Source organism: Streptomyces sp. NRRL F-5650 (genome assembly GCF_000721365.1).
Classification (GTDB): Bacteria; Actinomycetota; Actinomycetes; order Streptomycetales; family Streptomycetaceae; genus Streptomyces; species Streptomyces ardesiacus.
The window spans coordinates 1-25,122 of record NZ_JOGV01000014.1 but is presented as its reverse complement, the minus strand read 5'-3'; the positions used below and the strand labels follow the sequence as shown (position 1 = coordinate 25,122).

At 72.0% G+C, this 25,122-nt stretch carries 18 protein-coding genes and 2 pseudogenes; 7 read left to right on the top strand and 13 right to left on the bottom strand.

The window, feature by feature from the left end:
• Positions 1 to 55: 55 nt before the first annotated feature.
• Positions 56 to 1,279 (bottom strand): acetate kinase, encoded by a 1,224-nt coding sequence (locus IG88_RS0115520; RefSeq protein WP_031040551.1) that lies wholly within the window; start codon positions 1,277 to 1,279, stop codon positions 56 to 58.
• The gene (gene pta, locus IG88_RS0115515; protein WP_031040548.1) at positions 1,276 to 3,369 is read right to left on the bottom strand and encodes a phosphate acetyltransferase; all 2,094 of its coding nucleotides are present in this window, start codon (positions 3,367 to 3,369) and stop codon (positions 1,276 to 1,278) included. Before pta ends, IG88_RS0115520 begins: the two co-directional genes overlap by 4 nt.
• A 245-nt stretch (positions 3,370 to 3,614) precedes the next feature.
• On the opposite strand from pta, the gene IG88_RS0115505 reads away from it, so the two are divergent.
• Positions 3,615 to 4,640 (top strand): ATP-dependent 6-phosphofructokinase, encoded by a 1,026-nt coding sequence (locus tag IG88_RS0115505; protein ID WP_031040543.1) that lies wholly within the window; start codon positions 3,615 to 3,617, stop codon positions 4,638 to 4,640.
• 21 nt (positions 4,641 to 4,661) lie between these two features.
• Here the strand turns inward: IG88_RS0115505 and IG88_RS0115500 are convergent, their stop codons facing one another.
• The 5 genes from IG88_RS0115500 to IG88_RS0115480 form a co-directional block, all read right to left on the bottom strand.
• Positions 4,662 to 5,375 (bottom strand): helix-turn-helix domain-containing protein, encoded by a 714-nt coding sequence (locus IG88_RS0115500; protein ID WP_031040538.1) that lies wholly within the window; start codon positions 5,373 to 5,375, stop codon positions 4,662 to 4,664.
• 80 nt (positions 5,376 to 5,455) lie between these two features.
• Positions 5,456 to 6,295: a carbohydrate ABC transporter permease gene (locus IG88_RS0115495; protein WP_031040535.1), complete on the bottom strand. Its 840-nt coding sequence runs from the start codon at positions 6,293 to 6,295 to the stop codon at positions 5,456 to 5,458.
• A gap of 1 nt (position 6,296) precedes the next feature.
• Positions 6,297 to 7,238: a carbohydrate ABC transporter permease gene (locus IG88_RS0115490; RefSeq protein WP_031040532.1), complete on the bottom strand. Its 942-nt coding sequence runs from the start codon at positions 7,236 to 7,238 to the stop codon at positions 6,297 to 6,299.
• Positions 7,235 to 8,617 carry an extracellular solute-binding protein gene (locus IG88_RS0115485; protein ID WP_031040529.1) on the bottom strand — a complete coding sequence of 461 codons (1,383 nt, stop codon included), beginning with the start codon at positions 8,615 to 8,617 and terminating at the stop codon, positions 7,235 to 7,237. The genes IG88_RS0115490 and IG88_RS0115485 overlap by 4 nt, the downstream gene beginning before the upstream one ends.
• A 196-nt stretch (positions 8,618 to 8,813) precedes the next feature.
• Positions 8,814 to 9,659, bottom strand: coding sequence for a 5'-methylthioadenosine/S-adenosylhomocysteine nucleosidase (locus IG88_RS0115480; RefSeq protein WP_031040526.1), 846 nt, complete (start codon positions 9,657 to 9,659; stop codon positions 8,814 to 8,816).
• Between the two features lie 33 nt (positions 9,660 to 9,692).
• Between IG88_RS0115480 and IG88_RS0115475 the strand changes: the two genes are divergently transcribed.
• Together IG88_RS0115475 and IG88_RS41215 are read left to right on the top strand one after the other, a co-directional pair.
• Complete coding sequence (locus IG88_RS0115475) at positions 9,693 to 10,232, top strand: hypothetical protein (protein WP_031040522.1); 540 nt, start codon at positions 9,693 to 9,695, stop codon at positions 10,230 to 10,232.
• 223 nt (positions 10,233 to 10,455) lie between these two features.
• Entirely contained in the window at positions 10,456 to 12,741 is a 2,286-nt protein-coding gene (locus IG88_RS41215) for a tetratricopeptide repeat protein (protein ID WP_158853958.1), read from the top strand.
• Here the strand turns inward: IG88_RS41215 and IG88_RS0115465 are convergent.
• Together IG88_RS0115465 and IG88_RS0115460 are read right to left on the bottom strand one after the other, a co-directional pair.
• On the bottom strand, positions 12,626 to 13,315 hold the full coding sequence (locus IG88_RS0115465; protein ID WP_031040516.1) for a response regulator: 690 nt from the start codon (positions 13,313 to 13,315) through the stop codon (positions 12,626 to 12,628). The genes IG88_RS41215 and IG88_RS0115465 overlap by 116 nt on opposite strands.
• 103 nt (positions 13,316 to 13,418) lie before the next feature.
• A complete protein-coding gene (locus IG88_RS0115460; protein ID WP_031040513.1) occupies positions 13,419 to 15,098 on the bottom strand; it encodes a sensor histidine kinase in 1,680 nt (559 codons plus the stop codon).
• Positions 15,099 to 15,251: 153 nt separating this feature from the next.
• On the opposite strand from IG88_RS0115460, the gene IG88_RS0115455 reads away from it, so the two are divergent.
• The 4 genes from IG88_RS0115455 (at position 15,252) to IG88_RS0115440 (ending at position 19,938) form a co-directional block, all read left to right on the top strand.
• Positions 15,252 to 16,646: a cation:dicarboxylate symporter family transporter gene (locus IG88_RS0115455; protein WP_031040510.1), complete on the top strand. Its 1,395-nt coding sequence runs from the start codon at positions 15,252 to 15,254 to the stop codon at positions 16,644 to 16,646.
• A 155-nt stretch (positions 16,647 to 16,801) separates the two neighbouring features.
• Positions 16,802 to 17,200, top strand: coding sequence for a MerR family transcriptional regulator (locus IG88_RS0115450; protein ID WP_031040508.1), 399 nt, complete (start codon positions 16,802 to 16,804; stop codon positions 17,198 to 17,200).
• Positions 17,197 to 17,529: a thioredoxin gene (gene trxA, locus IG88_RS0115445; RefSeq protein WP_031040506.1), complete on the top strand. Its 333-nt coding sequence runs from the start codon at positions 17,197 to 17,199 to the stop codon at positions 17,527 to 17,529. The genes IG88_RS0115450 and trxA overlap by 4 nt, the downstream gene beginning before the upstream one ends.
• 132 nt (positions 17,530 to 17,661) lie before the next feature.
• On the top strand, positions 17,662 to 19,938 hold the full coding sequence (locus IG88_RS0115440; RefSeq protein ID WP_031040505.1) for a HelD family protein: 2,277 nt from the start codon (positions 17,662 to 17,664) through the stop codon (positions 19,936 to 19,938).
• Positions 19,939 to 19,941: 3 nt separating this feature from the next.
• Here the strand turns inward: IG88_RS0115440 and glgB are convergent, their stop codons facing one another.
• The 4 genes and pseudogenes from glgB to IG88_RS44275 form a co-directional block, all read right to left on the bottom strand.
• Entirely contained in the window at positions 19,942 to 22,284 is a 2,343-nt protein-coding gene (gene glgB / locus IG88_RS0115435) for a 1,4-alpha-glucan branching enzyme (protein WP_078861503.1), read from the bottom strand.
• Between the two features lie 40 nt (positions 22,285 to 22,324).
• Complete coding sequence (locus tag IG88_RS0115430; protein WP_031040503.1) at positions 22,325 to 23,719, bottom strand: maltokinase N-terminal cap-like domain-containing protein; 1,395 nt, start codon at positions 23,717 to 23,719, stop codon at positions 22,325 to 22,327.
• 95 nt (positions 23,720 to 23,814) lie between these two features.
• Positions 23,815 to 24,183 (bottom strand): annotated as a pseudogene (locus IG88_RS45300) (alpha-glucosidase C-terminal domain-containing protein); the annotation flags it as partial.
• 2 nt (positions 24,184 to 24,185) lie between these two features.
• A pseudogene (locus IG88_RS44275) lies at positions 24,186 to 25,122 on the bottom strand (alpha-amylase family glycosyl hydrolase); the annotation flags it as partial.

Below are 25,122 nucleotides of genomic sequence, written 5' to 3'. Positions count from 1 at the left end.
TGTTTCGGCGCGGAATATTCCGGCTGGCGGAAAATACAAAAGGGCGGGATGCCGCTCAGGTGAGAAGGGGATTCCCCGATTCATTCACAAGTGCATAGCTCTGGGTCGCGATCTCCATTTCCTCGTCCGTCGGCACCACCGCCACCGCCACCCGCGCGTCCGGGGGCGAGATCAGCCGCGCCTCGTCGCCGCGTACGGCGTTCAGCCCGCCGTCCACCGCGAGGCCCAGCCCCTCCAGGCCCGCCACGGCGGCCTCCCGCACCGGCGCCGCGTTCTCGCCGACCCCGGCGGTGAACGCCACCGCGTCCACCCGTCCGAGAACGGCGTAATAGGCGCCGATGTACTTCTTCAGCCGGTGAATGTAGATGTCGAAGGCCAGTCCCGCCTGCTCGTCGCCCTCGTCCACCCGGCGGCGGATCTCCCGCATGTCGTTGTCGCCGCACAGACCGAACAGGCCGCTCCTCTTGTTGAGAAGAGTGTCGATCTCGTCGGCGGACATTCCGCCAACGCGCATCAAATGGAAGATGACGGCCGGGTCCATGTCTCCCGAGCGCGTACCCATCACGAGCCCCTCCAAAGGTGTCAGCCCCATGGAGGTGTCCACGCACCGCCCGCCCCGCACGGCCGAGGCGGACGCCCCGTTGCCCAGGTGCAGCACGATCACGTTCACGTCCTCGGGCGCCCGGCCGAGCAGTCGCGCCGTCTCGCGCGAGACGTACGCGTGCGAGGTGCCGTGGAAGCCGTAGCGGCGGATGCGGTACCGGTCGGCGATCTTCGGGTCGATCGCGTAGCGCGCCGCGGACTCGGGCATCGTCGTGTGGAACGCGGTGTCGAAGACCGCCACCTGGGGCAGGTCGGGGCGGAGCGCCCGCGCGGTGCGGATGCCGGTGAGGTTGGCCGGGTTGTGCAGCGGAGCGACCGGGATCAGCCGCTCGATCTCCGTGAGCACGGTCTCGTCGACGAGGGTGGGCTCGCTGAAGAACTCGCCGCCGTGCACCACCCGGTGTCCGATCACGGCCAGCTCCGGGGAGTCCAGACCCAGACCGTCCCGGCCCAGTTCCGCGGCGACCGCCTTCAGGGCGGCCTCGTGGTCGGCGATCGGGCCCTCCTGCTCCCGGGTGTCGCCGGCGGCCACGTGGGTGTGCTTCAGCCGCGACGTCCGCTCGCCGATGCGTTCGACCAGCCCGACCGCCAGCCGCTCGCCCCCGCCCATGTCGATCAGCTGGTACTTCACCGACGAGGAGCCGGAGTTGAGGACGAGGACACGCGTGGGGCTCACTGGGCGGACGCCTTCTCGGTCGGGGACTGCTGGGCCTGGATCGCCGTGATGGCGACGGTGTTGACGATGTCCTGCACGAGCGCACCCCGCGACAGGTCGTTGACCGGCTTGCGCAGGCCCTGGAGGACCGGGCCGACCGCGATGGCACCGGCCGAGCGCTGCACCGCCTTGTACGTGTTGTTGCCGGTGTTCAGGTCGGGGAAGATCAGCACGCTGGCCTGCCCGGCGACCGCCGAGCCGGGGAGTTTGGTCGCGGCCACCGACGGCTCGACCGCCGCGTCGTACTGGATCGGCCCCTCGATGCTGAGGTCCGGGCGGCGCGAGCGGACCAGCTCGGTGGCCTCGCGCACCTTGTCGACGTCCGCGCCGGAACCGGAGGTGCCCGTCGAGTACGACAGCATCGCGATCCGGGGCTCCACCCCGAACTGCGCCGCCGTCGCCGCGGACTGGGCGGCGATGTCGGCGAGCTGCCCGGCGTCCGGGTCCGGGTTGACCGCGCAGTCGCCGTAGACCAGGACCTTGTCGGCCAGGCACATGAAGAAGACGGAGGAGACGATCTCCGCGTCCGGCTTCGTCTTGATGATCTCGAAGGCGGGGCGGATGGTCGCCGCCGTCGAGTGCACCGACCCCGACACCATGCCGTCGGCGAATCCTTCCTGCACCATCAGCGTGCCGAAGTAGTTCACGTCGGCGACCACGTCGTACGCCAGCTCCACGGTGACGCCCTTGTGGGCGCGCAGGGCGGCGTACTTCTCGGCGAAGGAGTCGCGCAGTTCGCTGGCGGCCGGGTCGATCAGCTCCGCCCCGGCGAGGTCGATGCCGAGGTCGGCGGCCTTCTTGCGGATCTGCTCGGCCGGACCGAGCAGCGTCAGCTCGCACACGCCCCGGCGCAGCAGCACCTCCGCCGCCTGCAGCACCCGCTCCTCGGTCCCCTCCGGCAGCACGACCCGGCGCAGGTCGGAACGGGCCTGTTCGAGGAGCTGGTGCTCGAACATCATCGGCGTGACACGGTCGCCGCTGGGCGCCGAGACCCGCTTGCTCAGCTCGGCGGTGTCGACGTACCGCTCGAAGACGCCGAGGGCGGTCTCCGCCTTGCGCGGGGTGGCCGCGCCCAGCTTGCCCTCCAGGGAGAAGAGCTGCTCGGCGGTGGGGAAACTGTTGCCGGTCACCGAGAGCACCGGTGTGCCCGGGGCCAGCCGGCCGGCGAGGGTCAGGATGCCCTCGCCGGGCACCTCGTTCAGGGTCAGCAGCACCCCGGCTATCGGCGGGGTGCCGGCGCTGTGCGCGGCCAGCGTGCCGACCACCAGGTCGGCGCGGTCGCCCGGCGTGACGACCAGGCAGCCCGGGGTCAGCGCGGCCAGCAGGTTGGGCAGCATGGCCCCGCCGAAGACGAAGTCCAGCGCGTCGCGGGCGAGCCCGGAGTCGTCCCCGAGCACCACCCGGGCGCCCAGGGCGTGCGCGATCTGGGAGACGGTCGGCGCGGACAGGGCGGGCTCGTCCGGCACCACCCAGCACGGCACCGGCAGCCGGTGCGCGAGCCGCTCGGCGATCTCGTCCCGGTCCTCGCGCGCGACCCGGTTGGTCACCATGGCCAGCACGTCGCAGCCCAGGCCGTCGTAGGCGCGGAAGGCGTTGTGGGTCTCGGCCAGCACCGAGTCCGCGCTCTGCCTGCGGCCGCCGACGACGGGGAGGACCGAGGCGCCGAACTCGTTGGCGAGCCGCGCGTTCAGCGACAGCTCGTCCGGGAACTGGGTGTCGGCGTAGTCGGTGCCCAGGACGAGGACGACGTCGTAGTCCCGGGCCACCAGGTGGAACCGGTCGACCAGGGCGGACACCAGCTCGTCGACGCCCTGCTCGGCCTGGAGGAGGGAGGCCTCCCGGTAGTCCATGCCGTAGACCGTCCCCGGGTCCTGCGAGAGCCGGTAGCGGGCGCGCAGCAGCTCGAAGAGCCGGTCGGGCCCGTCGTGCACCAGGGGACGGAACACGCCGACCCGGTCGACCTGCCGGGTGAGCAGCTCCATCACCCCCAGCTCGACGACCTGGCGGCCGTCGCCGCGGTCGGTACCGGTCACGTACACGCTGCGCGTCACGCGTGCTCTCCGTTTCGTCGGGGTGAGCGTCTCAGGGGTCCGCCGGGTCCGCCGGGTCCGTCGCATCTGCCGGGTCCGCCGGGTCCGCCGGGTGAGGTTCCTCGTCGGGCCGCGGAACCCTCTTGACAGTACCTCCGGCCAGGGTTAAGGCGCCCGTCAGCAGCATCCGGCGCCCACCGTCCTCGGGGCCGTGGAACAATTGGACCGGCTCACCGGTGTCAACAGCGAGCAGGAGACACAGCACGATGCGTATCGGAGTTCTCACCGCAGGCGGCGACTGCCCCGGCCTGAACGCAGTGATCCGGTCGGTCGTGCACCGAGCGGTCGACAACTACGGCGACGAGGTCATCGGCTTCGAGGACGGCTACGCGGGCCTGCTGGACGGCCGCTACCGCACCCTCGACCTCAACGCCGTCAGCGGCATCCTGGCCCGCGGCGGCACCATCCTCGGCTCCTCCCGCCTGGAGCGCGACCGGCTCCGCGAGGCCTGCGAGAACGCCGGGGACATGATCCAGAACTTCGGGATCGACGCCCTGATCCCGATCGGCGGCGAGGGCACGCTGACCGCCGCCCGGATGCTGTCGGACGCCGGTCTGCCGGTCGTCGGGGTGCCGAAGACCATCGACAACGACATCTCCTCCACCGACCGCACCTTCGGCTTCGACACGGCCGTCGGCGTGGCCACCGAGGCGATGGACCGCCTCAAGACCACCGCCGAGTCCCACCAGCGCGTGATGGTCGTCGAGGTCATGGGCCGGCACGCCGGCTGGATCGCCCTGGAGTCCGGCATGGCCGCCGGCGCCCACGGCATCTGCCTGCCCGAGCGCCCCTTCGACCCCGCCGACCTGGTCAAGATGGTCGAGGAGCGCTTCTCCCGCGGCAAGAAGTTCGCCGTCGTCTGCGTCGCCGAGGGCGCCCACCCCGCCGAGGGCACCATGGACTACGGCAAGGGCGCCATAGACAAGTTCGGCCACGAGCGCTTCCAGGGCATCGGCACCGCGCTCGCCTTCGAGCTGGAGCGCAGGCTCGGCAAGGAGGCCAAGCCGGTCATCCTCGGCCACGTCCAGCGCGGCGGCACCCCGACCGCGTACGACAGGGTCCTGGCCACCCGCTTCGGCTGGCACGCGGTGGAGGCCGCGCACCGGGGCGACTTCGGCCGGATGACGGCGCTGCGCGGCACGGACGTCGTGATGGTGCCGCTCGCGGAGGCCGTCACCGAGCTGAAGAGGGTCCCGAAGGACCGGATGGACGAGGCGGAGTCGGTCTTCTAGGCCCCGACGCCGGGCGGGACCTCAAGGGTGTTTCTCGACCGCCGTCCAGAAGTGCTCCACGATCCGGTCGAGGAAGTCCCGGCCCCCGGCACTGGAGTCGGGGGCGCCGCCGCCCCAGCTCAGGGTGGCGGCCATCCGCCCCTGGTAGTCCTGGTGCAGCACCTGCAGGACGTTCTCCAGCACGCGCCGGTCCAGCGGCGCCAGCTTCGCTATCGGGCGCACACATCCCTGCCAGCGGGTGGTCACCGCGCTCGTCAGCAGGCCGGCCAGCTTCTCCTCGCGCCCGGTGACGGTCACGAAGTCGGGCAGCGTGAGGCCGAGCACGTCGGCGAGCTGGGCCGACTGCCGGTCGGTGCCGCGCCAGTCGTCCGCCTCCTCCATCCGCCGGTAGGCGGCGAGCCCGAGCCCGACGGCCCGCGCCACGTCCTCCGGCGCCAGACCGCGCGCGACGCGGTGCTCGCGCAGGGACTGCGGACGCCCGATCAGCTCGCCCGGCGAGCACCACAGCACCCCCGCGAGCGCGGTCAGCTCCGGGCCCTCGGGGACAGCCGTCCCACGCTCCCAGGCGACGACGAGGTCGGGTGTGACGTACGGCAGGCCGTACGAGACCCGCATGCCGTGGGCGACGTGCTCGGGGCCCATGCGGAGGGCGGCACGCAGCCGGCGGGCGGCGAGGGCGTTGAACGGAGGACCCGACTGGCTCGGGCCGGGTGAGGGTCGGCGCACGCGCCACACCGTAGGGGTCCGGGGCGGCGTTGACTACGGGCTGTTCGGTCAGCGATACGGGTTGTAGGAACGTACGGACCGGTGGGCGCTCACCCCTTGACCGCCCCGCCCAGCGCGAACCCGCCGCCCAGCCGCCGGGAGATCAGCACGTACAGCAGCACGACCGGCGTGGAGTACACGATCGAGAACGCCGCGAGCTGCCCGTACGCCACCATGCCCCGGTTGCCGAAGAAGTCGTTGATGCTCACCGAGGCGGGCATCCGGTCCGGGGAGAGCAGCAGCATGAAGGGGACGAAGAAGTTCCCCCACATCATCACGAAGGAGAACACGGTCACCACCGCCACGCCCGGTCCCATCAGCGGCAGCACGATCCGCAGCAGCGACTGGAAGGACGACGCCCCGTCCGTCCACGCCGCCTCCTCCAGTTCCTTCGGCACCCCGTCCATGAAGTTCTTCATCAGCCAGATCGCGAAGGGAAGTTGCGAGGCGGCGAAGAAGAAGATCGTCCCCTGCACGGTGTCGATCAGGTTCACCCGCACGAACAGCGCGTAGACCGGCACCATGATCGCCGTGATCGGCAGGCTGGTCGCGAAGAGGACGGTGAGCAGGAACGGCCGGTTCAGCCGCGACCGGAAGCGGGAGAGCGGGTACGCCGCGAGCGCCGCGCACACCACCGTCAGCAGCGTCGCCCCGCCGCACAGGATGAGGCTGTTGAGCAGCGGGGTGAAGGTGATCTCCGGGGTGAGGATCGCGTCGAAGTTGTCCAGCGTGACCCCGTCGGGGACCTTGACCCTCAGGCTCGCGTGCGGGTCGAGGGCGGACAGCACCACCCAGGCCAACGGCAGCACGAAGGCCGCGGCCACCACCAGCAGCCCGGCGTCGGCGGCCGTACGGCGCCGGTTGCGCCGGGAGGCGGGGGTGTTCGCCATGTCAGACCTCCGTCCGCAGCAGGCGCAGGTACACGACCGAGAACAGCGAGCCGATCAGCAACAGCAGCAGCGCCACCGCCGTGCCGTACCCGATCAGGCTGTTCTGGAAGGCCTGCTCGTACATGAACAGCGGCAGCGTCTGGCTCCTGCCGCTCGGCCCGCCCCGCGTCATCACCCAGATCAGCCCGAAGACCGACAGCGTCTGCAGCGTGTTGAGCATGAGGTTGGTACCGATGGAGCGCCGGATCATCGGCAGCGTGATGTGCCACATCCGGCGCCAGCCGCTCGCGCCGTCCACCTCGGCGGCCTCGGTGATCTCCTTGGGGATCTCGTTCAGCGCCGCCGAGTACACCAGCATCGAGAACGCCGTTCCCCGCCACACGTTGGCGAAGGACACCGCCAGGATCGGCAGCGTGAACAGCCAGTTCTGGGAGGGCAGATGGAGCCAGTCCAGGATCGCGTTGAGGGTGCCCTCGCGTCGGAAGAAGGCGTAGAGCAGGAAGCCCGCCACCACCTCCGGCAGCACCCAGGCCGTGACAACGATGCCACCGGTGAGCGTGCGGACCGGCTTCGACGCCCGCTGCATCAGCGAGGCCAGCGCCAGCCCCAGCGTGTTCTGCCCGATCAGCGACGACAGCACGGTGAACACCAGGGTCAGCCATACGGCGTTGAGGAACGCCTCGTCCCGGAAGGCGCGGGTGAAGTTGTCGAAGCCGACGAAGGACTCCCGGGCCTGCCCGGTGAGCCGGAGGTCGGTGAAGGCGATGACGACGCAGTAGACGATCGGACCGGCGAGGAAGAGCAGCAGGAGGACGACGGCGGGGGAGAGGGGCAGGGCACGCAGGAGCGACCGGCGCACGGTGCCGGTCCGCCCGCCGGAGGACGCGGCCGCGGGCGCCTTGCGCGCCTCCGGCCCGGCGTGCCCCGGCACGGTCGCCGTCACCTGCTCACCACCTTGCCGTCGGTGGCCTCCTTCAGCGCCTCGTCGTAGTCGCGCGCCGCCTCCTCGACCGACTTGTCGCCGGTCGTCACGCCCTCCATCGCCTCCTGGACGGCGACGGACACCTGTGGGTACGCGGGGTAGGCGGGCCGGTAGTGGGTGTCGGCGACGAGGTCGGTGAAGAACTTGATGCCGGGCTGGGCCGCGACGTAGGCGGGGTCCTCCGCGACGTCCTCGCGGACCGCGATGCCGGAGTTGGCGATGTACCACTTCTGGGCGTTGGCCTTGGTCTGCATCGTCTTGACGAACTCGAAGGCGAGGTCGGGGTTGCCCGCCTTGGCCGGAATCGCCCAGGTCCACCCGCCGGACATGCTCACGCGTCCCGGTGCCTGCCCGTTCTGCGTCGGCATGGCCGCGAGCCCCAGTTCCTTCGACCACTCGGGCCACTCGTGCCCGCTGCCCTCCAGCCAGTCCTGCGGCAGCCAGGAGCCGTCGAGCGCGATCCCGAGCCTGCCCTGCGGCAGCAGCTCACCGCGGACCTTCGTGGAGAAGTTGGGGTCGAGGGCGTCGGAGACCTCCGGCCCGAGCTTCTCCTTGTACACCGTCTCGACGAAACCGAGGGCGTCCTTGAACCCCTGCCCCGCCGTGACCCACTTCTTGCTGCCCTTGTCGTACAGCGGATCGGCGCCACCGTCCCCCGTGCCCGTGCCGTACAGCAGCATCTCGAAGCCCTGCATGGTGGCCGCCTCGCCGGCGGGCTTGCCGGTGTAGACGTTGATCGGCGTGACGCCGGGGACCTTCTCCTTGATCGTGCGGGCGGCGCCGAGGACCTCGTCCCAGGTCTTCGGCTGCCAGTCGGCGGGCAGACCCGCCTTGGCGAACACGTCCTTGCTGAACCAGAGCCCGCGGGTGTCGGTCCCGTCCGGCACGCCGTACGTCTTCCCGTCCTCGCCCCTGGCCGCCGCCTTCGCCGTGTCGATGAACCGGTCCCAGTCCTTCCACTCGGCGAGGTAGTCGTCGAGCGGCTTCAAGTACCCGCTGGTGATGTCGGAGTTGATGAGGAACGTGTCCTCGTAGACCAGGTCGGGCGCGGTCTTGGGGGAGCGGAGCATCTGCTGGAGCTTGGTGTAGTACTCCGAGTCCGGAGCCTTGATCGGCACCAGCTCGACCTTCTTCCCCGGGTTGGCCTTCTCGAACTGCTTCTTGATGTCGCCGAGGTAGGTGTCCATCACCTTGACGGAGTTGTCCGTCGACTGCTTGAAGGAGACCTTCACGGTGTCCGCGTCACCGCCGGAGCCGCTTCCGCAGGCGGCGAGCGAGGCGGAGGCGAGCGCGGTGAGAACGAACAGGGCGGTGAACCGGACGGTGGGGCGCACGGGCATGACCTCCTGGGGGCGCACGACACTGTGGCCTGGACGGCTGCCCGGCGAACGTAAGAGGGGCGGTCTGGTCAGGTCAATGCGTGTGCGCGGGATTGCCCCTGGAGGAGGTGGCCGGCCTCCGGTGAAGCCGGGGAGGCGTGGCGGGAGTGTGGTGGACGCTCGCGGTACCGGGCCGTGAGCGGTGCACCCGCTGTCCCTACCGTCGCCGCGCGTCGCGTTTGCCGGTGACAGGGCCGTAGAAGGTGCCGCCCCGGAAGTCGATGTGGTCTCCGCCGTACGTCGTTGCCCGCGGTTCCTCCTCGGAGTCGGAGGAATCCTCCCGGGGCCGGTGCTTGTGCAGCACCGCCACCGTCACCGCCGCGGCCTGCGCGGCGGCGCGCTGCTGTGAACCCGAGGCGTCGGCCCGGTGTTTCCTCGCGTCGGCCCGGTCGCTGATGCCCCGGATCACCAGGGCGTTCAACCGGCCGTTCAAGTGGGCTGCGTGAGCCGCTCCGGAGCCTTCCATCTCGATGGCGCCCGCGTCGTTGTAACTCCGACGGAGGAAAGCGGCGAACTCCGACTCCGCGTCCGCCAGGACGACGTCTCCCGTGGCGATCGGCACGAAGTGCGCCCGCACCCCGGACATGTCCCGTACGGCGGAACGCGCCGCTTGTTCCAGCGTGTGAGAACCCGGCAGTGACTTGGGACGGACCAGAAAGCCCTCCGGAGACTGCTTGCCGCCGTGGATCTCGTACACCTGCGTGCCCACGACGACGTCGCCGATCTCGACATCGTCCTTCAGGCTGCCGGCGACACCGACGAAGAGCACGGCCTCCGGGCGCAGCCAGTTGATGAGCTGGGTGGTGAGAGCGGCTGCCCGCTCGGCGCCCATGCCCAGCTCGGCCAGGGCGACGTGCCAGGAGGTGCCCGCGAGCCGGCCCACCTCGACCCGGGTCCCGTCCCGGTGCACCCGCTCCTCCCGCTCTCCGACATGTGCGCGGACGGCGGCGTATTCGAGCGGGAGTGCGGTCAGGACCAGAACGGTGGGCTGGATGTCCGGCATAGTCGTAAGTTACCGCCGGCGGAAGGAGGCCCAGTGCCGGAACAGGACGTCACGGTGGGGAAGTTGCTGCTCGCCGAGTACGAGAGCGTGAAGAGCGAGCAGAGGGCGAGGATCGGATTCCGGGACAACCTCCTCTACGTGACGCTCGCCGTCGTGGCCGCCGTCATCGCCGCCACCGCCCAGGCGGAGCGGCCCTCGATGCTGCTGGCGCTGCCACCGGTGTGCCTCGTCCTCGGCTGGACCTACCTCGTCAACGACGAGAAGATCTCGGCGATCGGGCTCTACGTCCGGGACGATCTGGGGCCCAAGCTGGCCGAACTCGCGGCTCACAGCCCGGGATTCGCGACCTTCGGGTGGGAGGCGTACCACCGGAGCGACACCCGTCGCCGGTCCCGCAAGACGATCCAGACCGTGATCGACCTGACGGCGTTCTGCGCGGTACCGCTGGCGGCGCTGGTCGTTTTCTGGGTGAACGGGGACGCCACCCGGCTGCTCGTCGCGCTCTCGGTGCTGGAGGCGCTCGCCGTGGCGGGGCTCGCCGCACAGGTCGTGTGGTACGCGAAGGCGGCGTGACCGTCCCTCCGGCACGGCACGGCACGGCACGGGAGGAACGGTGCGGATGGCAGCGGCACTGCTGACGGCGCTGGCCGAGGGCGCGGGCGGAGACGGTGGACGCCGGGCGGTGGAGTCGCTGGCGCGGGCGGTGGGGCTCGACGCCGGTGCGCCTGTCCGGGACATCGCGCGGGCGGCCGAGGAACCGGCGTGGCGGGATGCCGTACGGGAGTGGGGCGAGGGGGTGGCCGGGCTGCTCGCCGCCGAACCGTCCGGCGTCGCCGGTGCCGTCGCGCGGGCCGTGGAGCGGGCGGCGCCGGGGAGCGGGGCGCCCTGGTACGGCGGCGACCACACCGACTTCCGGGGCGGGGTCTTCCTGCGCGAGGTGATCGGCGTACAGGTCGTGGTCCAGGAGGGCGGGGCCGCCGTTCCGGAGACGACGGCGGGGCTGCCGCCGAGGCCCGGCGGGTTCACCGGTCGGGTGCGCGAGACCGAGGACCTGTTGCGGGCGCTGGACCCGGACGGGGCGCAGTCCGCCGCGGCGCCGGTCGCTTCCGTGTCCGGTCTCGGCGGCATCGGCAAGACCGCGCTCGCCGTCGAGACCGCGTACCTCGCCCGGGAACGGGGCTGGTTCCCCGGCGGTGTCCTCTTCATCGACCTGCACGGCTACGACCGGGAGCCCGTCACCGTCGGCCGAAGTCTGCGGACCCTGCTGCACGCCCTCGGCACCCCGCCGGAACACATGCCCACGACGACGGACGAGCGTGCGGCGCTCTACCGCTCGACGCTGGCCGTCCGGGCCCGTGAGCACGGCGGGGTACTGATCCTGGCCGACAACGCCTCGTCGGCCGACCAGGTACGGCCCCTCGTGCCGGGCGACACCCGGCACCGCGTCCTGGTCACCTCCCGCGACCGACTGCCACAACTGGGTGCACGGCTCCTGCCCCTGGACCAACTCGGAACGGGGGAGGCGTACGAACTCCTCGACCGCGCCCTGCGGATCGCCGATCCGCACGACGGCCGGGTGGGCGACGACCCCGGCACGAGCGACCGGCTCGCGAGCCTCTGCGGGCACCTTCCGCTGGCCCTGCAGATCGCGGCCGCCCTGCTGGCTGCCGATCCGGGCAAGCCGGTGAGCGAACTCGTGGCGGAACTGGCCGAGGCCCACGACCGCCTGGACCACCTCGACGACGGCGAACGCAGCGTCCGCGCCGCCTTCGAGCTGTCCTACCGGCGGCTGCCGCCCGAGCAGGCCCGGCTGCTGCGCCTGCTCGCTCTCGCGCCGGGACCCGAGGTGAGTGACGAGGTCGTCGCCGCGCTGGTCGGCGCCGGCCGTCCTCCGGTGCGTGAGCAACACGCCCTGGCCCGGGCGCACCTCGTGGAGAGGGGGCGCACGCGCGGGTGGTGGCGGTTGCACGACCTGGTGCGGGTGTTCGGGGCGGGAAGGGTGGCCCGAGCAGAGGGCGACTCGGCGCGGGCGCGTGTGCTGCGGCACTACCTGGAGCGGGCCCGCGCGGCGGACGCCCGCCTGAAGCCCCGCACGGAGGACGACACCGGGACCGGGCCGTTCCGGAGCCGTGAGGAGGCACTGGCCTGGTTCGACGCGGAGCGCGCGGGGCTCGTGGCCGCAGTCCAGTGGGCGACGGACCGCCCGCTGGCCTTCGATGCCGCGCGGCTCGCCAGTGCGCTCGGCGAGTACTTCGAATGGCGGCGCTACTTCGACGACGCGGTCACCGTGTGCCGGGCCGCCTGTGCCGCCGCACGCCGGGAGGGCGACAAGGCCGTCGAAGCCACCGCCCGGAACAGGATGGGAACGGCCCTGCGGGGGGCCAGCCGGCTCAGGGAGGCGTGGGAGGCGCACCAACGGGCGGTCGACCTCTACCACGCGGTGGGTCACGACAACGGCGAGGCGATGGCGATGTCCAACCTCGGCAACATCCTCAGCGACGTGGGTCGGATCGACGGGGCCGTCGAAGCCTTCCACATCGCCCTCGACCTCTTCCGCCGCACCGGCGACCGGCACAGCGAGGCCGGTGTGTGGAACAACCTCGCCGTTCCCCTGCGCAAGTCCGGCCGCGTCGACGAGGCCCTCGACACCCTGCGCACCGCCCTCGACCTCTACCGGCAGACGGGGGACCGGCCCCGCGAGGGCAGGGCCCTGCACAACTACGCCGTCGCCCTCAACGCGCGGGGCCGCACCGCGGAAGCCGTGACCGCCTGCCTCGACGCTCTGGACATCTGCGAGGAGTTCGAGGACTGGCACGGCGCCGCCCGGACGCTGTACGCCCTCGGGCTCGTGCACGAGAGGGCCGGGGACGCCGAGCGGGCCCGCGCGCGGATGACGCAGGCCGCCGAAGCCTACGAGCGGGCGGGCTCGCCCGAGGAGGCCGAGCAGGCCCGCAGGGCGGCGCGGATCACCGCCCCCGCACCCACCGGTACACCAGCTCCGGCCGCCCCACCTGCCCGTACTGCGGACTGCGGACCGCTCGCCCCGCGTTCACCAGGTGCTCCAGGTAACGCCGGGCCGTGATGCGGGAGATGCCCACCGCCTCCGCGACCCCGGCCGCCGTGAGGCCCTCGGGCGAGCCGCGCAGGGTGTCCGTGACGCGTTCCAGGGTCGGGCCGCTCAGGCCCTTCGGCAGGGCCGCCGGGGTCGGGGCGCGCAGGGCGGCGAGGGCGCGGTCGACCTCGTCCTGGCCGCTGGCCTCCCCGGCGGCGTTGCGGAACTCCGCGTAGCGCACCAGGCGGTCGCGCAGGGTGGCGAAGGTGAAGGGCTTCAGTACGTACTGGACGACGCCCAGGGAGACCCCTTCCCGTACGACCGCCAGGTCCCTGGCCGACGTCACCGCTATCACGTCGGTCTGATGCCCCGCCGCCCGCAGCGAGCGGGCAAGCTGGAGGCCGTGCACGTCCGGCAGGTGCAGGTCGAGCAGGAGCAGGTCGACCGGCGTGCGGTCCAGCAGGCGCCGGGCCTCCGCGCCGGTGTGCGCCTTGCCGACCGCCGTGAACCCCGGCACCCGGCCGACGTACATCACGTGCGCGTCGGCGGCGACCGGGTCGTCCTCGACGACCAGGACGCGGATGGGCCGCTCGGCGGTGCTCATGCGGCACCTCCGGGTCGGCGGTCGCCGTCAGCCGCACGGCGGGCTCCGGCGGCGGACGCGTGGCCCGCGCCGACCGGGACGGCCGCCGTGATCCGTCGCCGCCTCACACCGCACCCCCGGCTCCCGGTCTGCCGCCCGCCACCGCCGCCGGGGCGGACCCGTCGTCCCCGGGACCGCCCAGCGGCAGCCGGGCCTCGAAGCGGGCGCCGCCGCCCTCCGCCTCCGCCACGGTCAGGGTGCCGTCGTGGCGCCGTACCGCCTGCCGGACCAGGGCGAGGCCCAGGCCGCGTCCGCCCTCGCGGGCCGGCTTGGTCGAGTAGCCCCGCTGGAAGACCAGGTCGGCGTGGGCGGGATCGACGCCGGCGCCGGTGTCCGAGACGCGCAGCACCAGCTCCGAGCCGCCGGTGCCGGCCGCCTCCGTGTACGCCGCCACCGTGACCCGCGACGGCACCGTGCCCTGCGCCGCGTCCACCGCGTTGTCCACCAGGTTGCCCAGGATCGTCACCAGGTCCCGGGAGGGCAGCGACGGCGGCAGCAGTCCGTCGTCCAGTCGGCTGTCCTGCGACACCACCAGCTCCACCCCTCGCTCGTTGGCCTGCGCGGTCTTGCCCAGCAGCAGCGCCGCCAGCACCGGCTCGCTCACCGCCGCCACCACCTGGTCGGTCAGCGCCTGCGCCAGCTCCAGCTCCGCCGTCGCGAACTCCACGGCCTCCTCCGCCCGGCCCAGTTCGATCAGTGAGACGACCGTGTGCAGCCGGTTGGCCGCCTCGTGCGCCTGCGAGCGCAGCGCCTGCGTGAAGCCGCGCTCCGAGTCCAGCTCGCCCGTCAGCGACTGCAGCTCCGTCACGTCCCGCAGCGTCACCACCGTGCCCCGTCGCTCACCGCCGGAGACCGGCGAGGTGTTCACCACCAGCACCCGGTCCGCCGCCAGGTGCACCTCGTCCACCCGCGGCTCCGACGCCAGCAGCGCCCCCGTCAGCCGCGACGGCAGCCCCAGGTCCGCCACCGAGGCCCCCACCACGTCACCGTGCACGCCGAGCAGCTCCCGTCCGCCGTCGTTGATCAGCGCGACGCGGTACTGCCCGTCCAGCATCAGCAGCCCCTCCCGCACCGCGTGCAGCGCCGCCTGATGGTAGTCGTGCATCCGGCTGAGCTGCTCCGCGTTCATGCCGTGCGTGTGCCGGCGCAGCCGCGCGTTGATCACGTACGTACCGACCGCGCCGAGCAGCAGCGCCCCGGCGGCCACCCCCGACAGGGCCGTGAGCTGCTCCTGCGCCCGCTTGCTGATCTCCTCCACCTTGATCCCGGCACTGACCAGGCCGACGATCCGGCCGTCGTCCACGATCGGGGTGACCGCCCGGACCGAGGGGCCGAGCGTGCCCGAGTAGGTCTCGGTGAAGGTGCCGCCCCGCTGTGCGCGCTCGATGTGGCCCTGGAAGGCATGGCCGATTTCCTTCGGCTCGGGGTGGGTCCAGCGGATGCCCCGCGGGTCCATGATCGTCACGAAGTCCACGTCCGTGTCCCGCATGACCCGCACCGCGTACGGCTGGAGACGGGCCGTCGGGTCCGGGGTGCGGATCGCCTCCGCCACGGACGGCGAGTCCGCGATCGCCAGTGCCACCGCCCTGGCCTGGCGTCCGGCGGCGTCCTGGGCCTGGCCCCGGTCGCTGAGGTAGGTGAACAGCGCGTACCCGACCACGACGACCGCTATCAGGACGGCCTGCATGGCGAAGAGCTGCCCGGCCAGACTGCGGGGCCGGAGTCTCGGGACGCGGAGGTGCATGCCGCCAGTCTCCCCCGTGGCTGGATTGTGAACTAAATGAACGCAAGGGTGACGGCGCTCACATGCCGGGAGATAGTCACCCCGTCCCCGATACAACCCCCGGACGTGAGCCGCACGCCGGTGATGCCGACGACGTCGTCAAGGAGGGCCGCCGTGACCAGCAACGCCGCTACGGCACCTGCCGCACCCAAAGCCAAGCGCGACCGCACGCACTATCTCTACATAGCCGTGATCATCGCGGTCGCCCTCGGTATCGCCGTCGGTCTGATCGCCCCGGACTTCGCCACCGAGCTGAAGCCGCTGGGCACCGGCTTCGTGAACCTGATCAAGATGATGATCTCGCCGATCATCTTCTGCACGATCGTTCTGGGCATCGGCTCCGTCCGCAAGGCCGCCAAGGTCGGCGCGGTCGGCGGCATCGCCCTCGTCTACTTCTTCGTGATGTCGCTGGTGGCGCTCGCCGTCGGCCTGATCGTCGGCAACATCCTGGACCCGGGCACGGGCCTCGCGGTCACGGACGCCGTCAAGGAGACCGGACAGGCGCAGGTCGACGCGGAGGCCAAGGGCACTGTCGACTTCCTGATCGGCATCATCCCGACCACGATCGTCTCCGCGTTCACCGCGGGCGAGGTGCTCCAGACCCTGCTCGTCGCCCTGCTCTGCGGCTTCGCCCTGCAGGCCATGGGCAACGCCGGCCGGCCCGTCCTGCGCGGCATCGAGCACATCCAGCGGCTGGTCTTCCGCGTCCTGGCGATGATCATGTGGGCCGCCCCGATCGGTGCCTTCGGCGCCATCGCCGCCGTCACCGGCTCGGCCGGCGTCGACGCCCTCAAGAGCCTGGCCGTGCTGATGCTCGGCTTCTACGTGACCTGCGTCCTCTTCCTCTTCCTGGTGCTCGGCGCGGTGCTGCGCCTGGTCTCCGGGATCAACGTCTTCTCGCTCTTCAAGTACCTGGGCCGCGAGTTCCTGCTGATCCTGTCCACCTCGTCCTCGGAGTCGGCGCTGCCGCGCCTCATCGCGAAGATGGAGCACCTGGGCGTCAGCAAGCCGGTGGTCGGTATCACCGTCCCGACCGGCTACTCGTTCAACCTCGACGGCACCATGATCTACATGACCATGGCCTCGCTGTTCATCTCCGACGCCATGGGTACGCCGATGTCGATCGGTGAGCAGATCCCGCTGCTGCTCTTCCTGCTGGTGGCCTCCAAGGGCGCCGCCGGTGTCTCCGGGGCGGGTCTGGCCACGCTGGCCGGCGGCCTGCAGTCGCACAAGCCCGCGCTGGTGGACGGCATCGGCCTGATCGTCGGCATCGACCGCTTCATGAGCGAGGCCCGCGCCCTGACCAACTTCGGCGGCAACGCCGTGGCCACCGTCCTGATCGGCACCTGGACCAAGGAGATCGACAAGGAGCGGGTCAACGACGTCCTCGCCGGACGCATCCCGTTCGACGAGAAGACCCTCCTGGACGACGCCCACGGCCCCGTGGACGACGACGACACCCCGGACCTGCCCGAACAGGGCGGCGAGAAGGAGCTGACGCGGGCCTGACGCCCGTACGGCGTCCCGGCGTCCCACACGCCGGGCGGCTGAGGTGCTCCCCCCGTTGCTCAGCCGCCCGGTCCCCCCGAAGAAGCCCCGCGCCCTCCCCCCCCGGCGCGGGGCTTCTTGCCCTGACGTCGGCGTCAAGGCATACGTTCGTCCGCATGCGAATCGGCGAGCTGGCCGCACGGGCCGGGACCACCACGCGGACGCTGCGGTACTACGAGTCGCGGGGTCTGCTGCCCGCGCGGCGGGGCGACAACGGCTACCGCACCTACGACGAGGACGACCTGAGGCTGCTGCGGCAGATCAGGACCCTCCAGGACTTCGGGTTCGACCTGGAGGAGACCCGCCCCTTCGTGGAGTGCCTGCGCGCCGGGCACCCCGAGGGCGACTCCTGCCCCGCGTCCCTGCTGGTCTACCGGCGCAAGCTGGCGGAGCTGGACACGCTGATCGAGCAGCTCACGTCGGTGCGCGCGCAGGTCGCCGCGCAGTTGGCGCGGGCCGAGGCGGCGGTTCCGGGGGGTCCGGAACCCAAGTGCGAACTGGGAGGGCACGCATGACGACGATCGCCGGGGTGGCCGAGGTGACGGACGCGGACTTCGCCACCGAGGTGCTGGACAGTGAACTGCCCGTGCTGGTGCAGTTCACCGCCGAGTGGTGCGGGCCCTGCCGGCAGCTCGGGCCGGTGCTGAAAGACATCGCGGCCGAGGAGAGCGAGCGGCTGCGGGTGGTGCGCATCGACGTGGACCGCAATCCGGAGACGACGCTCGCCCACGGTGTGCTCGCCACGCCCACGCTCATGGTCTTCCGCGACGGTGAGCCGGTGCGGTCGATGGTGGGGGCCAAGCCCAAGCGGCGGCTCCTGGAGGAACTGGCCGAGGTGGTCTGAGCGCGTCCGACCGGCCGCGACGCCACAAGAAAATCCCCCGAGCAATTGCGCTCGGGGGATTTCCCTGCGTATATTCGATGATTCGTGACTTCAGAGAATTGAAGTTGCGAAGAAGTTCAGTAGGCACAGTATATGCGGCCGGGAGTGGAATTGTCAAACACCGGATTTCCGGACGATGAATTGCGGCACGAGCAGGAATTCATCGACGGGCTGTACGCGCGCGTGGACGCGCTGCGCGGCGACGCCGAGGTGTCCGTCACCGAGGCGCTCGCGCAGGGCAACACCCCCCAGCAGGCCCGGCTGGAACGGGACATCCTGGTCGCCGAGCGCTCCGGGCTGCTCGCCGCGCTCAACGCGGTGGACGGCTCGCTGTGCTTCGGCCGGATCGACCTCACCTCCGGGGAGGGCCACCACATCGGCCGCATCGGGCTGCGCGCCGACGACGCCGAACGCACCCCGGTCCTCATCGACTGGCGGGCCGACGTCGCCCGCCCCTTCTACCTGGCCACCGGCCACACCCCGATGGGCCTGCGCCGCCGCCGGCACATCACCAGCGAGGGCCGCACCGTCACCGCGCTGCACGACGAGATCCTCGACCTCGGCGACGAGACGCGGACCGGCCACGAGGACCCCTCCGGCGACGCCGTGCTGCTGGCCGCGCTGAACTCCGCGCGCACCGGCCGCATGGGCGACATCGTGCAGACCATCCAGGCCGACCAGGACCGCATCATCCGCGCCCCGCACCGCGGTGTCCTCGTCGTCGAGGGCGGCCCCGGCACCGGCAAGACCGCCGTCGCCCTGCACCGCGCGGCCTACCTGCTCTACGAGCACCGCGAACTGCTCGCCAAGCGCGCCGTCCTCATCGTCGGCCCCAACCCGGCCTTCCTCGGCTACATCGGCGAGGTGCTGCCCTCGCTGGGCGAGACCGGCGTGCTCCTCGCCACCGTCGGCGAGTTGTTCCCGGGGGTGCGGACGACGGCCGCGGACACCCCCGAGGCGGCGGCCGTGAAGGGCCGGGCCGACATGGCCGACGTGCTCGCGCAGGTGGTCCGCGACCGGCAGGCGCTGCCCGACCCGGTCATCGCCGTCGAGCACGACCGGGACGTCCTCCTGCTCGACGACGACCTCGTGAACGTCGCCCGCGAGCGCACCCGCGCCGCGAAACTCCCGCACAACGCGGCCCGGGAGCACTTCGAGGGGCACATCCTCAACACGCTCACCGACATGGTCGCCGAGCGCATCGGCACCGACCCCTACGACGGCACCAACCTCCTCGACCCCAGCGACATCACCCAGATCCGCGACGAACTCGCCGAGAACCCGGAGGTCTGGTCCGCGATCGACCGGTTGTGGCCCCGGCTGACCCCGCAGCGCCTGGTCGCCGACTTCCTCGCCGCCCCCGAGGCCTTCCTGCCCGCCGAGGACGCCGCCGCCGTCCGCCGCCCGGTCACCCGGCGCTGGACCGTCGCCGACGTGCCCCTGCTGGACGAGGCGGCCGAACTGCTCGGCGTGGACGACCGGGTGGCCCGCACCCGCGCCGAACGCGAACGGGAGGAGCAGATCGCCTACGCACAGGGCGTGCTGGACGTGTCGTACGCGTCCCGGACCTACGAGTTCGAGGACAAGGCCGACGAGGAGTCGGAGGTCCTGCTCGCCCACGACGTCATCGACGCCGAGCGCTTCGCCGAGCGCCAGGAGGAGGAGGACCACCGCAGCGCCGCCGAACGCGCGGCGGCCGACCGCACCTGGGCCTTCGGGCACATCATCGTCGACGAGGCGCAGGAACTGTCCCCGATGGCGTGGCGGCTGCTGATGCGCCGCTGCCCCACCCGCTCGATGACCCTGGTCGGCGACCCGGCGCAGACCGCCGAGGCAGCCGGTGTCGGCTCCTGGTCGAAGATCCTCGCCCCGTACGTCGAGGACCGCTGGAAGCACACCCGCCTGGGCGTCAACTACCGCACCCCGGCCGAGATCATGGACCTCGCGGCGGCGGTGGTCCGGGCCGAGGACCCGTCCTTCACGCCGCCCAGCTCGGTGCGCTCGACGGGCGTACGGCCCTGGATCCGGGCCACCGGCGACCTGCCCGCCGCCGTCGCCGAGGCCGTCCGGGAACTGACCCCCGAGGAGGGCCGCCTCGCCGTCATCGCCCCGCGCGAGCTGCACCGCGCCCTCGCCGCCCGGCTCGACGGCGTGACGGCGGGCGTGGAGCCGGACCTGACGCGCAGGACCGTCCTCCTCGACCCGCGCCAGTCCAAGGGCCTGGAATTCGACTCCGTCCTGGTCGTCGAACCCGCCCGCTACGGCACCAGCGACCTCTACGTCGCCCTCACCCGAGCCACCCAGCACCTGGCCATCCTGCACAGCGAGCCGCTCCCGAGGGGGCTCGCGGACGAGGGCGGCGCCGGCTGACGGTCAGGCCGGGCGCAGCCACACCGTGGCCAGGGGCGGGAGGGTCAGGCGGATGCTCGCCGGGCGGCCGTGCCGGCCCTGGGGTTCGGGCTTGACCGGGTGCGGGTTGGTGACGTCGCCGCCGCCGTAGCGGGCGGCGTCGGTGTTGAGGACCTCGTGCCAGGCCGGGATCTCTTCGGGGACGCCGAGGCGGTAGCCGGAGCGGACCACCGGCGCGAAGTTCGACACCGCGAGCAGCGGACTGCCGTCGGCGTCCAGGCGCAGGAAGGCGACGACGTCGTCCTCGGCCGCGTCGCCGACCACCCAGGAGAAACCGGAGGGATGGGTGTCGCGTTGCCACAGCGCGGGCGTGGCCCGGTAGACGGTGTTCAGGTCCCGCACCAGGTCGCGCACGCCCCGGTGGTCGGCCGCCGCCCCGTACTGCGGGTCGAGCAGCCACCAGTCGGGGCCGTGCGCCTCCGACCACTCCGCGCCCTGCGCGAACTCCTGGCCCATGAAGAGCAGTTGCTTGCCGGGATGGGCCCACATCCAGCCCAGGTAGGCCCGTTCGTTCGCGCGCTGCTGCCACCAGTCGCCGGGCATCTTCGACACCAGGGACCGCTTGCCGTGCACCACCTCGTCGTGGGATATCGGCAGCACGTAGTTCTCGCTGTACGCGTACACCATGGAGAAGGTCAGCTCCCCGTGGTGGTACTTGCGGTGCACCGGCTCGTGGCTCATGTACTCCAGGGAGTCGTGCATCCAGCCCATGTTCCACTTCAGTCCGAAGCCGAGCCCGCCGAAGCCGCTCGGCCCCTGGTGGTGGGTGGCCCGCGTGACCCCGTCCCAGGCCGTGGACTCCTCCGCCACCGTCACCACGCCGGGCACCCGCCGGTAGACCGTCGCGTTCATCTCCTGGAGGAACGCCACCGCGTCCAGGTTCTCCCGGCCGCCGTGCTCGTTCGGCGTCCACTCGCCCGGCTCGCGCGAGTAGTCCAGGTACAGCATCGAGGCGACCGCGTCCACGCGCAGCCCGTCGATGTGGAACTCCTCGCACCAGTACACGGCGTTGGCCACCAGGAAGTTGCGCACCTCCCGGCGCCCGAAGTCGAACTCCAGCGTCCCCCAGTCCGGGTGCGCCGCCCGCAGCGGATCGGAGTGCTCGTACAGCGGGCGCCCGTCGAACTCGGCCAGCGCCCAGTCGTCGCGCGGGAAGTGCGCCGGCACCCAGTCCATCAGGACGCCGATGCCCTCCTGGTGCAGCCGGTCCACCAGGTACCGGAAGTCGTCGGGGTCGCCGAGCCGGGCGGTGGGCGCGTAGAAACCGGTGACCTGGTAGCCCCAGGAACCGCCGAAGGGGTGCTCGGCGACCGGCATCAGCTCCACGTGCGTGAAGCCCAGGTCGCAGACGTACGCGGGGAGCTGCTCCGCCAGCTCGCGGTACGTGAGGCCGGGGCGCCAGGACGGCAGGTGGACCTCGTACACCGACATCGGCGCCTCGTGCGCGGGCGTGTCCGCGCGGCGGGCCAGCCACTCCCCGTCGCCCCACGTGTAGTCCGAGGCGTGCACGACCGAGGACGTGGCCGGCGGGACCTCCGTACGGCGGGCCAGCGGGTCGGCGCGGAAGGTGCGCGAACCGTCGGGCCGGGTGATCTCGAACTTGTACGGCTCGCCCGCGCCGACTCCGGGCAGGAACAGCTCCCACACGCCGGTCGAGCCGAGGGAGCGCATCGGATGGGCGGTGCCGTCCCAGAAGTTGAACCCGCCGGCCACCCGGACGCCCCGCGCGTTCGGCGCCCACACCGCGAAGCGGGTGCCCGCCACCCCGTCCAGTGTCGTCGGGTGCGCGCCGAGTGCCCGCCAGAGCTGCTCGTGCCGGCCCTCGCCGATCAGGTGCAGGTCCAGCTCGCCCAGGGTGGGCAGGAAGCGGTACGGGTCCTCGGCCTCCTGGACCGTCCCCTCGTACGCCACCAGGAGCCGGTGGACCGGCACCTCCTCCAGCGGTACGAGGCCGGAGAAGAACCCGTCCCCGTCGTCGTGCAGTTCGACCCTCAGCTCGCCGCAGAGCACGGTCACCGCGAGGGCGTACGGCCGTAGTGCCCGGAACGCGACACCGCCGGGCACCCGGTGGGCCCCGAGCACCGCGTGCGGGTCGTGGTGCGTGCCGGCGAGCAGCCGCTCCCGGTCGGCCGCGTCCGGCGCGGGGGAGACGGCGGGCGCGGCCCCGGGGGAGCCGACGGTCAGCTTCCGGGGCGCCTTCTTCTTCGCGGGCTTCGCGGTCTTGGCGGGCTTCTTCCCGGTGCCGGCCGTCTTCTTCCCGGTCGTCTTCCTCGGGTCGGGGCCGCTGGACGAGGGGCGGGGGGTCACGGGCGGAGCCTCCTGGGCGGGACGTGGGCGGGCGGGGGCGTCATGCCGGGTCGGGCACGGACAGGCGGCGCACCGCCGCCAGCGGCACCTCCAGCCAGTCGGGGCGGTGCCGGGCCTCGTACAGGACCTCGTAGACCGCCTTGTCCGTCTCGTAGGCGCGCAGCAGCACCGGGTCGGTGCGCGGGTCGCGGCCGCCGGCCTGCGCGTACCCGGTGCAGTACGCGGCCCGGCAGGACTCGGACCAGCCCGGCCCGTGCACGCCGGCCGCGTGGGCGGCGTAGTCGAAGGAACGCAGCATCCCCGCGACGTCCCGCACCGCCGGCTGCGGCAGCCGGCGCTCGGCCAGGGACCGCGCGGGCTCCCCCTCGAAGTCGATCAGCGACCATTCCCCGCCGGGCGCGCGCAGGCACTGGCCGAGGTGCAGGTCGCCATGGACCCGCTGGGCGGTCCAGCTACGGCCCTCGGCGGCCAGGTCGGCCAGCGCCGTGAACGCGGTCCGCAGCGCGGGTTCGTACGGCCGCAGCGGCGGCACGGCCCGCGCCGCCTCCTGAAGCCGCGCGGCCATGCCCTCGGCGAGCTGCCGCGTGTGGGCGTGGCCGAGGGTGACGGTCGGCAGCGCGCGGGCCAGCGCGGAGTGCACCTCGGCGGTGGCCCGCCCGAGCGCACGGGCCTCGGCGGCGAAGTCCTCGCCCTTGGCCAGCTCGCGCAGCGCCAGTTCCCAGCCGTCGGTGGCGCCCTGGAGGAAGGGCTGGAGCACGCCCAGCACCCAGGTCCGGCCGTCCAGGTCCGCCACCATCCACCCCGCGGGCGCGGGCACCCGGGGGCAGCCCTCGCGGGCCAGGGCCAGCGGCAGCTCCAGGTCGGGGTTGACGCCGGGCACGATTAGGCGCAGCACCTTGAGGATGAACGTATCTCCGTACACGACCGACGAGTTCGACTGCTCGGCGGTCGTCAGCCGCGGCACCAGCCCGGCACGTATGTCCTGCTCCGGTGCCCGCTCGAAGCGCAGTGCCCCGATGCGGGCCCGCGTGCGCAGTGCTTCCAGCAGCACCTCGGCGGGGCGGGTGTCGTACAGGGCGTCGTAGGCGGTGCGTCCGGCCGCCGGGCCCTCGGTCACATGGCCGATCAGCGCGGGCGCGAGCCGGGGCGGCAGCGCCTCGCGGGTGCCTATGAGGAGCTGGTAGCAGTCGCCGGGCCCCTCGGCCGCGGCCCCGGCCGGCGCGTCCTGCTGGTGGGCGCGGACCAGGACGTGGTGGAGGCCGAGGCGGGAGTCGGCGGGGAGCAGGTCGGTGGCCGCGACCAGGGAGAAGCCGGTGACCGGACGCCCCTTGCCGGCGAACCAGCGCTGCCGTGGAAGCCACTCGCGCAGCAGCGGGGCCAGGGACGGCAGAAGGTCCGGCGGGCTCGTGACGGTGCGTATGACGGCTTCCGACATGGCGTCGCGTCCTTTCCCCGGAGCGTCGGGGTGGTTACTGATGCGTGCCCCGGGCGGAACGGCGGAAACCGCCCCGCCCGGGGACGGGGCCGGATCTAGACGGCGTCCTTGCGGAGCCGGAACCAGTAGAAGCCGTGCCCGCCGAGGGTCAGCAGGTACGGCAGGTCGCCGACCGCCGGGAAGCGGACCCCGCCGAACAGCTCGACCGGGTGGCGTCCGCCGAAGGCGCTGAGGTCCAGCTCCGTGGGCTGCGCGAACCGCGAGAAGTTGTGGACGCACAGCACCAGGTCGTCGCCGTACTCGCGCAGGAAGGCCAGGATCGCCGGGTTGGACGAGGGCAGCTCGGTGTAGGTGCCGAGGCCGAAGGCCGGGTTCTGCTTGCGGATCTCGATCATGCGCCGGGTCCAGTGCAGCAGGGACGAGGGCGAGGCCATGGACGCCTCGACGTTCGTCACCTGGAAGCCGACTGCATGGGGGTGCGCACGGCGTCGCGGTCGCCGAGCCAGATGTTGTCGCCCATGCCGATCTCGTCGCCGTAGTAGAGGATCGGCGAGCCGGGCAGGGACAGCAGCAGGGCGGTGAACAGCTCGATCTGGTTGCGGTCGTTGTCGAGGAGCGGGGCCAGCCTGCGGCGGATGCCGATGTTGGCGCGCATGCGCGGGTCCTTGGCGTACTCCGCGTACATGTAGTCGCGTTCCTCGTCGGTGACCATTTCGAGGGTCAGCTCGTCGTGGTTGCGCAGGAAGATGCCCCACTGGCAGCCGGAGGGGATGGCCGGGGTCTTGGCGAGGATCTCGGAGACCGGATAGCGCGACTCCCTCCTGACCGCCATGAAGATGCGGGGCATGACGGGGAAGTGGAAGGCCATGTGGCACTCGTCGCCGCCGGCGGCGTAGTCGCCGAAGTAGTCGACGACGTCCTCGGGCCACTGGTTGGCCTCCGCCAGCACCACCGTGTCCGGGTACTGCGCGTCGATCTCCTTGCGCACCCGCTTGAGGAAGTCGTGGGTGCGCGGCAGGTTCTCGCAGTTGGTGCCCTCCTCCTGGTAGAGGTACGGCACCGCGTCCAGCCGGAACCCGTCGATGCCCAGGTCCAGCCAGAACTTCAGCGCGGAGATCATCTCCTCCTGCACGGCCGGGTTCTCGTAGTTGAGGTCCGGCTGGTGGGAGAAGAACCGGTGCCAGTAGTACTGCTTGCGCACCGGGTCGTAGGTCCAGTTCGACGCCTCGGTGTCGACGAAGATGATCCGCGCGTCCTGGAACTGCTTGTCGTCGTCGGCCCAGACGTAGTAGTCGCCGTAGGGACCGTCGGGGTTCTTGCGGGACTCCTGGAACCACGGGTGCTGGTCGCTGGTGTGGTTCATGACGAAGTCGATGATCACGCGCATGCCGCGCTGGTGCGCC

What these genes read in the sequence shown, in the direction of transcription:
- IG88_RS0115440 (WP_031040505.1), top strand. Translation starts at nt 17,662, where the DNA reads ATGCGGCCGGGAGTGGAATTGTCAAACACCGGATTTCCGGACGATGAA.
- IG88_RS0115485 (WP_031040529.1), bottom strand. Translation starts at nt 8,617, where the DNA reads ATGCCCGTGCGCCCCACCGTCCGGTTCACCGCCCTGTTCGTTCTCACC.
- IG88_RS0115450 (WP_031040508.1), top strand. Translation starts at nt 16,802, where the DNA reads ATGCGAATCGGCGAGCTGGCCGCACGGGCCGGGACCACCACGCGGACG.
- IG88_RS0115495 (WP_031040535.1), bottom strand. Translation starts at nt 6,295, where the DNA reads ATGGCGAACACCCCCGCCTCCCGGCGCAACCGGCGCCGTACGGCCGCC.
- IG88_RS0115460 (WP_031040513.1), bottom strand. Translation starts at nt 15,098, where the DNA reads ATGCACCTCCGCGTCCCGAGACTCCGGCCCCGCAGTCTGGCCGGGCAG.
- IG88_RS0115430 (WP_031040503.1), bottom strand. Translation starts at nt 23,719, where the DNA reads ATGTCGGAAGCCGTCATACGCACCGTCACGAGCCCGCCGGACCTTCTG.
- IG88_RS0115465 (WP_031040516.1), bottom strand. Translation starts at nt 13,315, where the DNA reads ATGAGCACCGCCGAGCGGCCCATCCGCGTCCTGGTCGTCGAGGACGAC.
- trxA (WP_031040506.1), top strand. Translation starts at nt 17,197, where the DNA reads ATGACGACGATCGCCGGGGTGGCCGAGGTGACGGACGCGGACTTCGCC.
- IG88_RS0115505 (WP_031040543.1), top strand. Translation starts at nt 3,615, where the DNA reads ATGCGTATCGGAGTTCTCACCGCAGGCGGCGACTGCCCCGGCCTGAAC.
- IG88_RS0115480 (WP_031040526.1), bottom strand. Translation starts at nt 9,659, where the DNA reads ATGCCGGACATCCAGCCCACCGTTCTGGTCCTGACCGCACTCCCGCTC.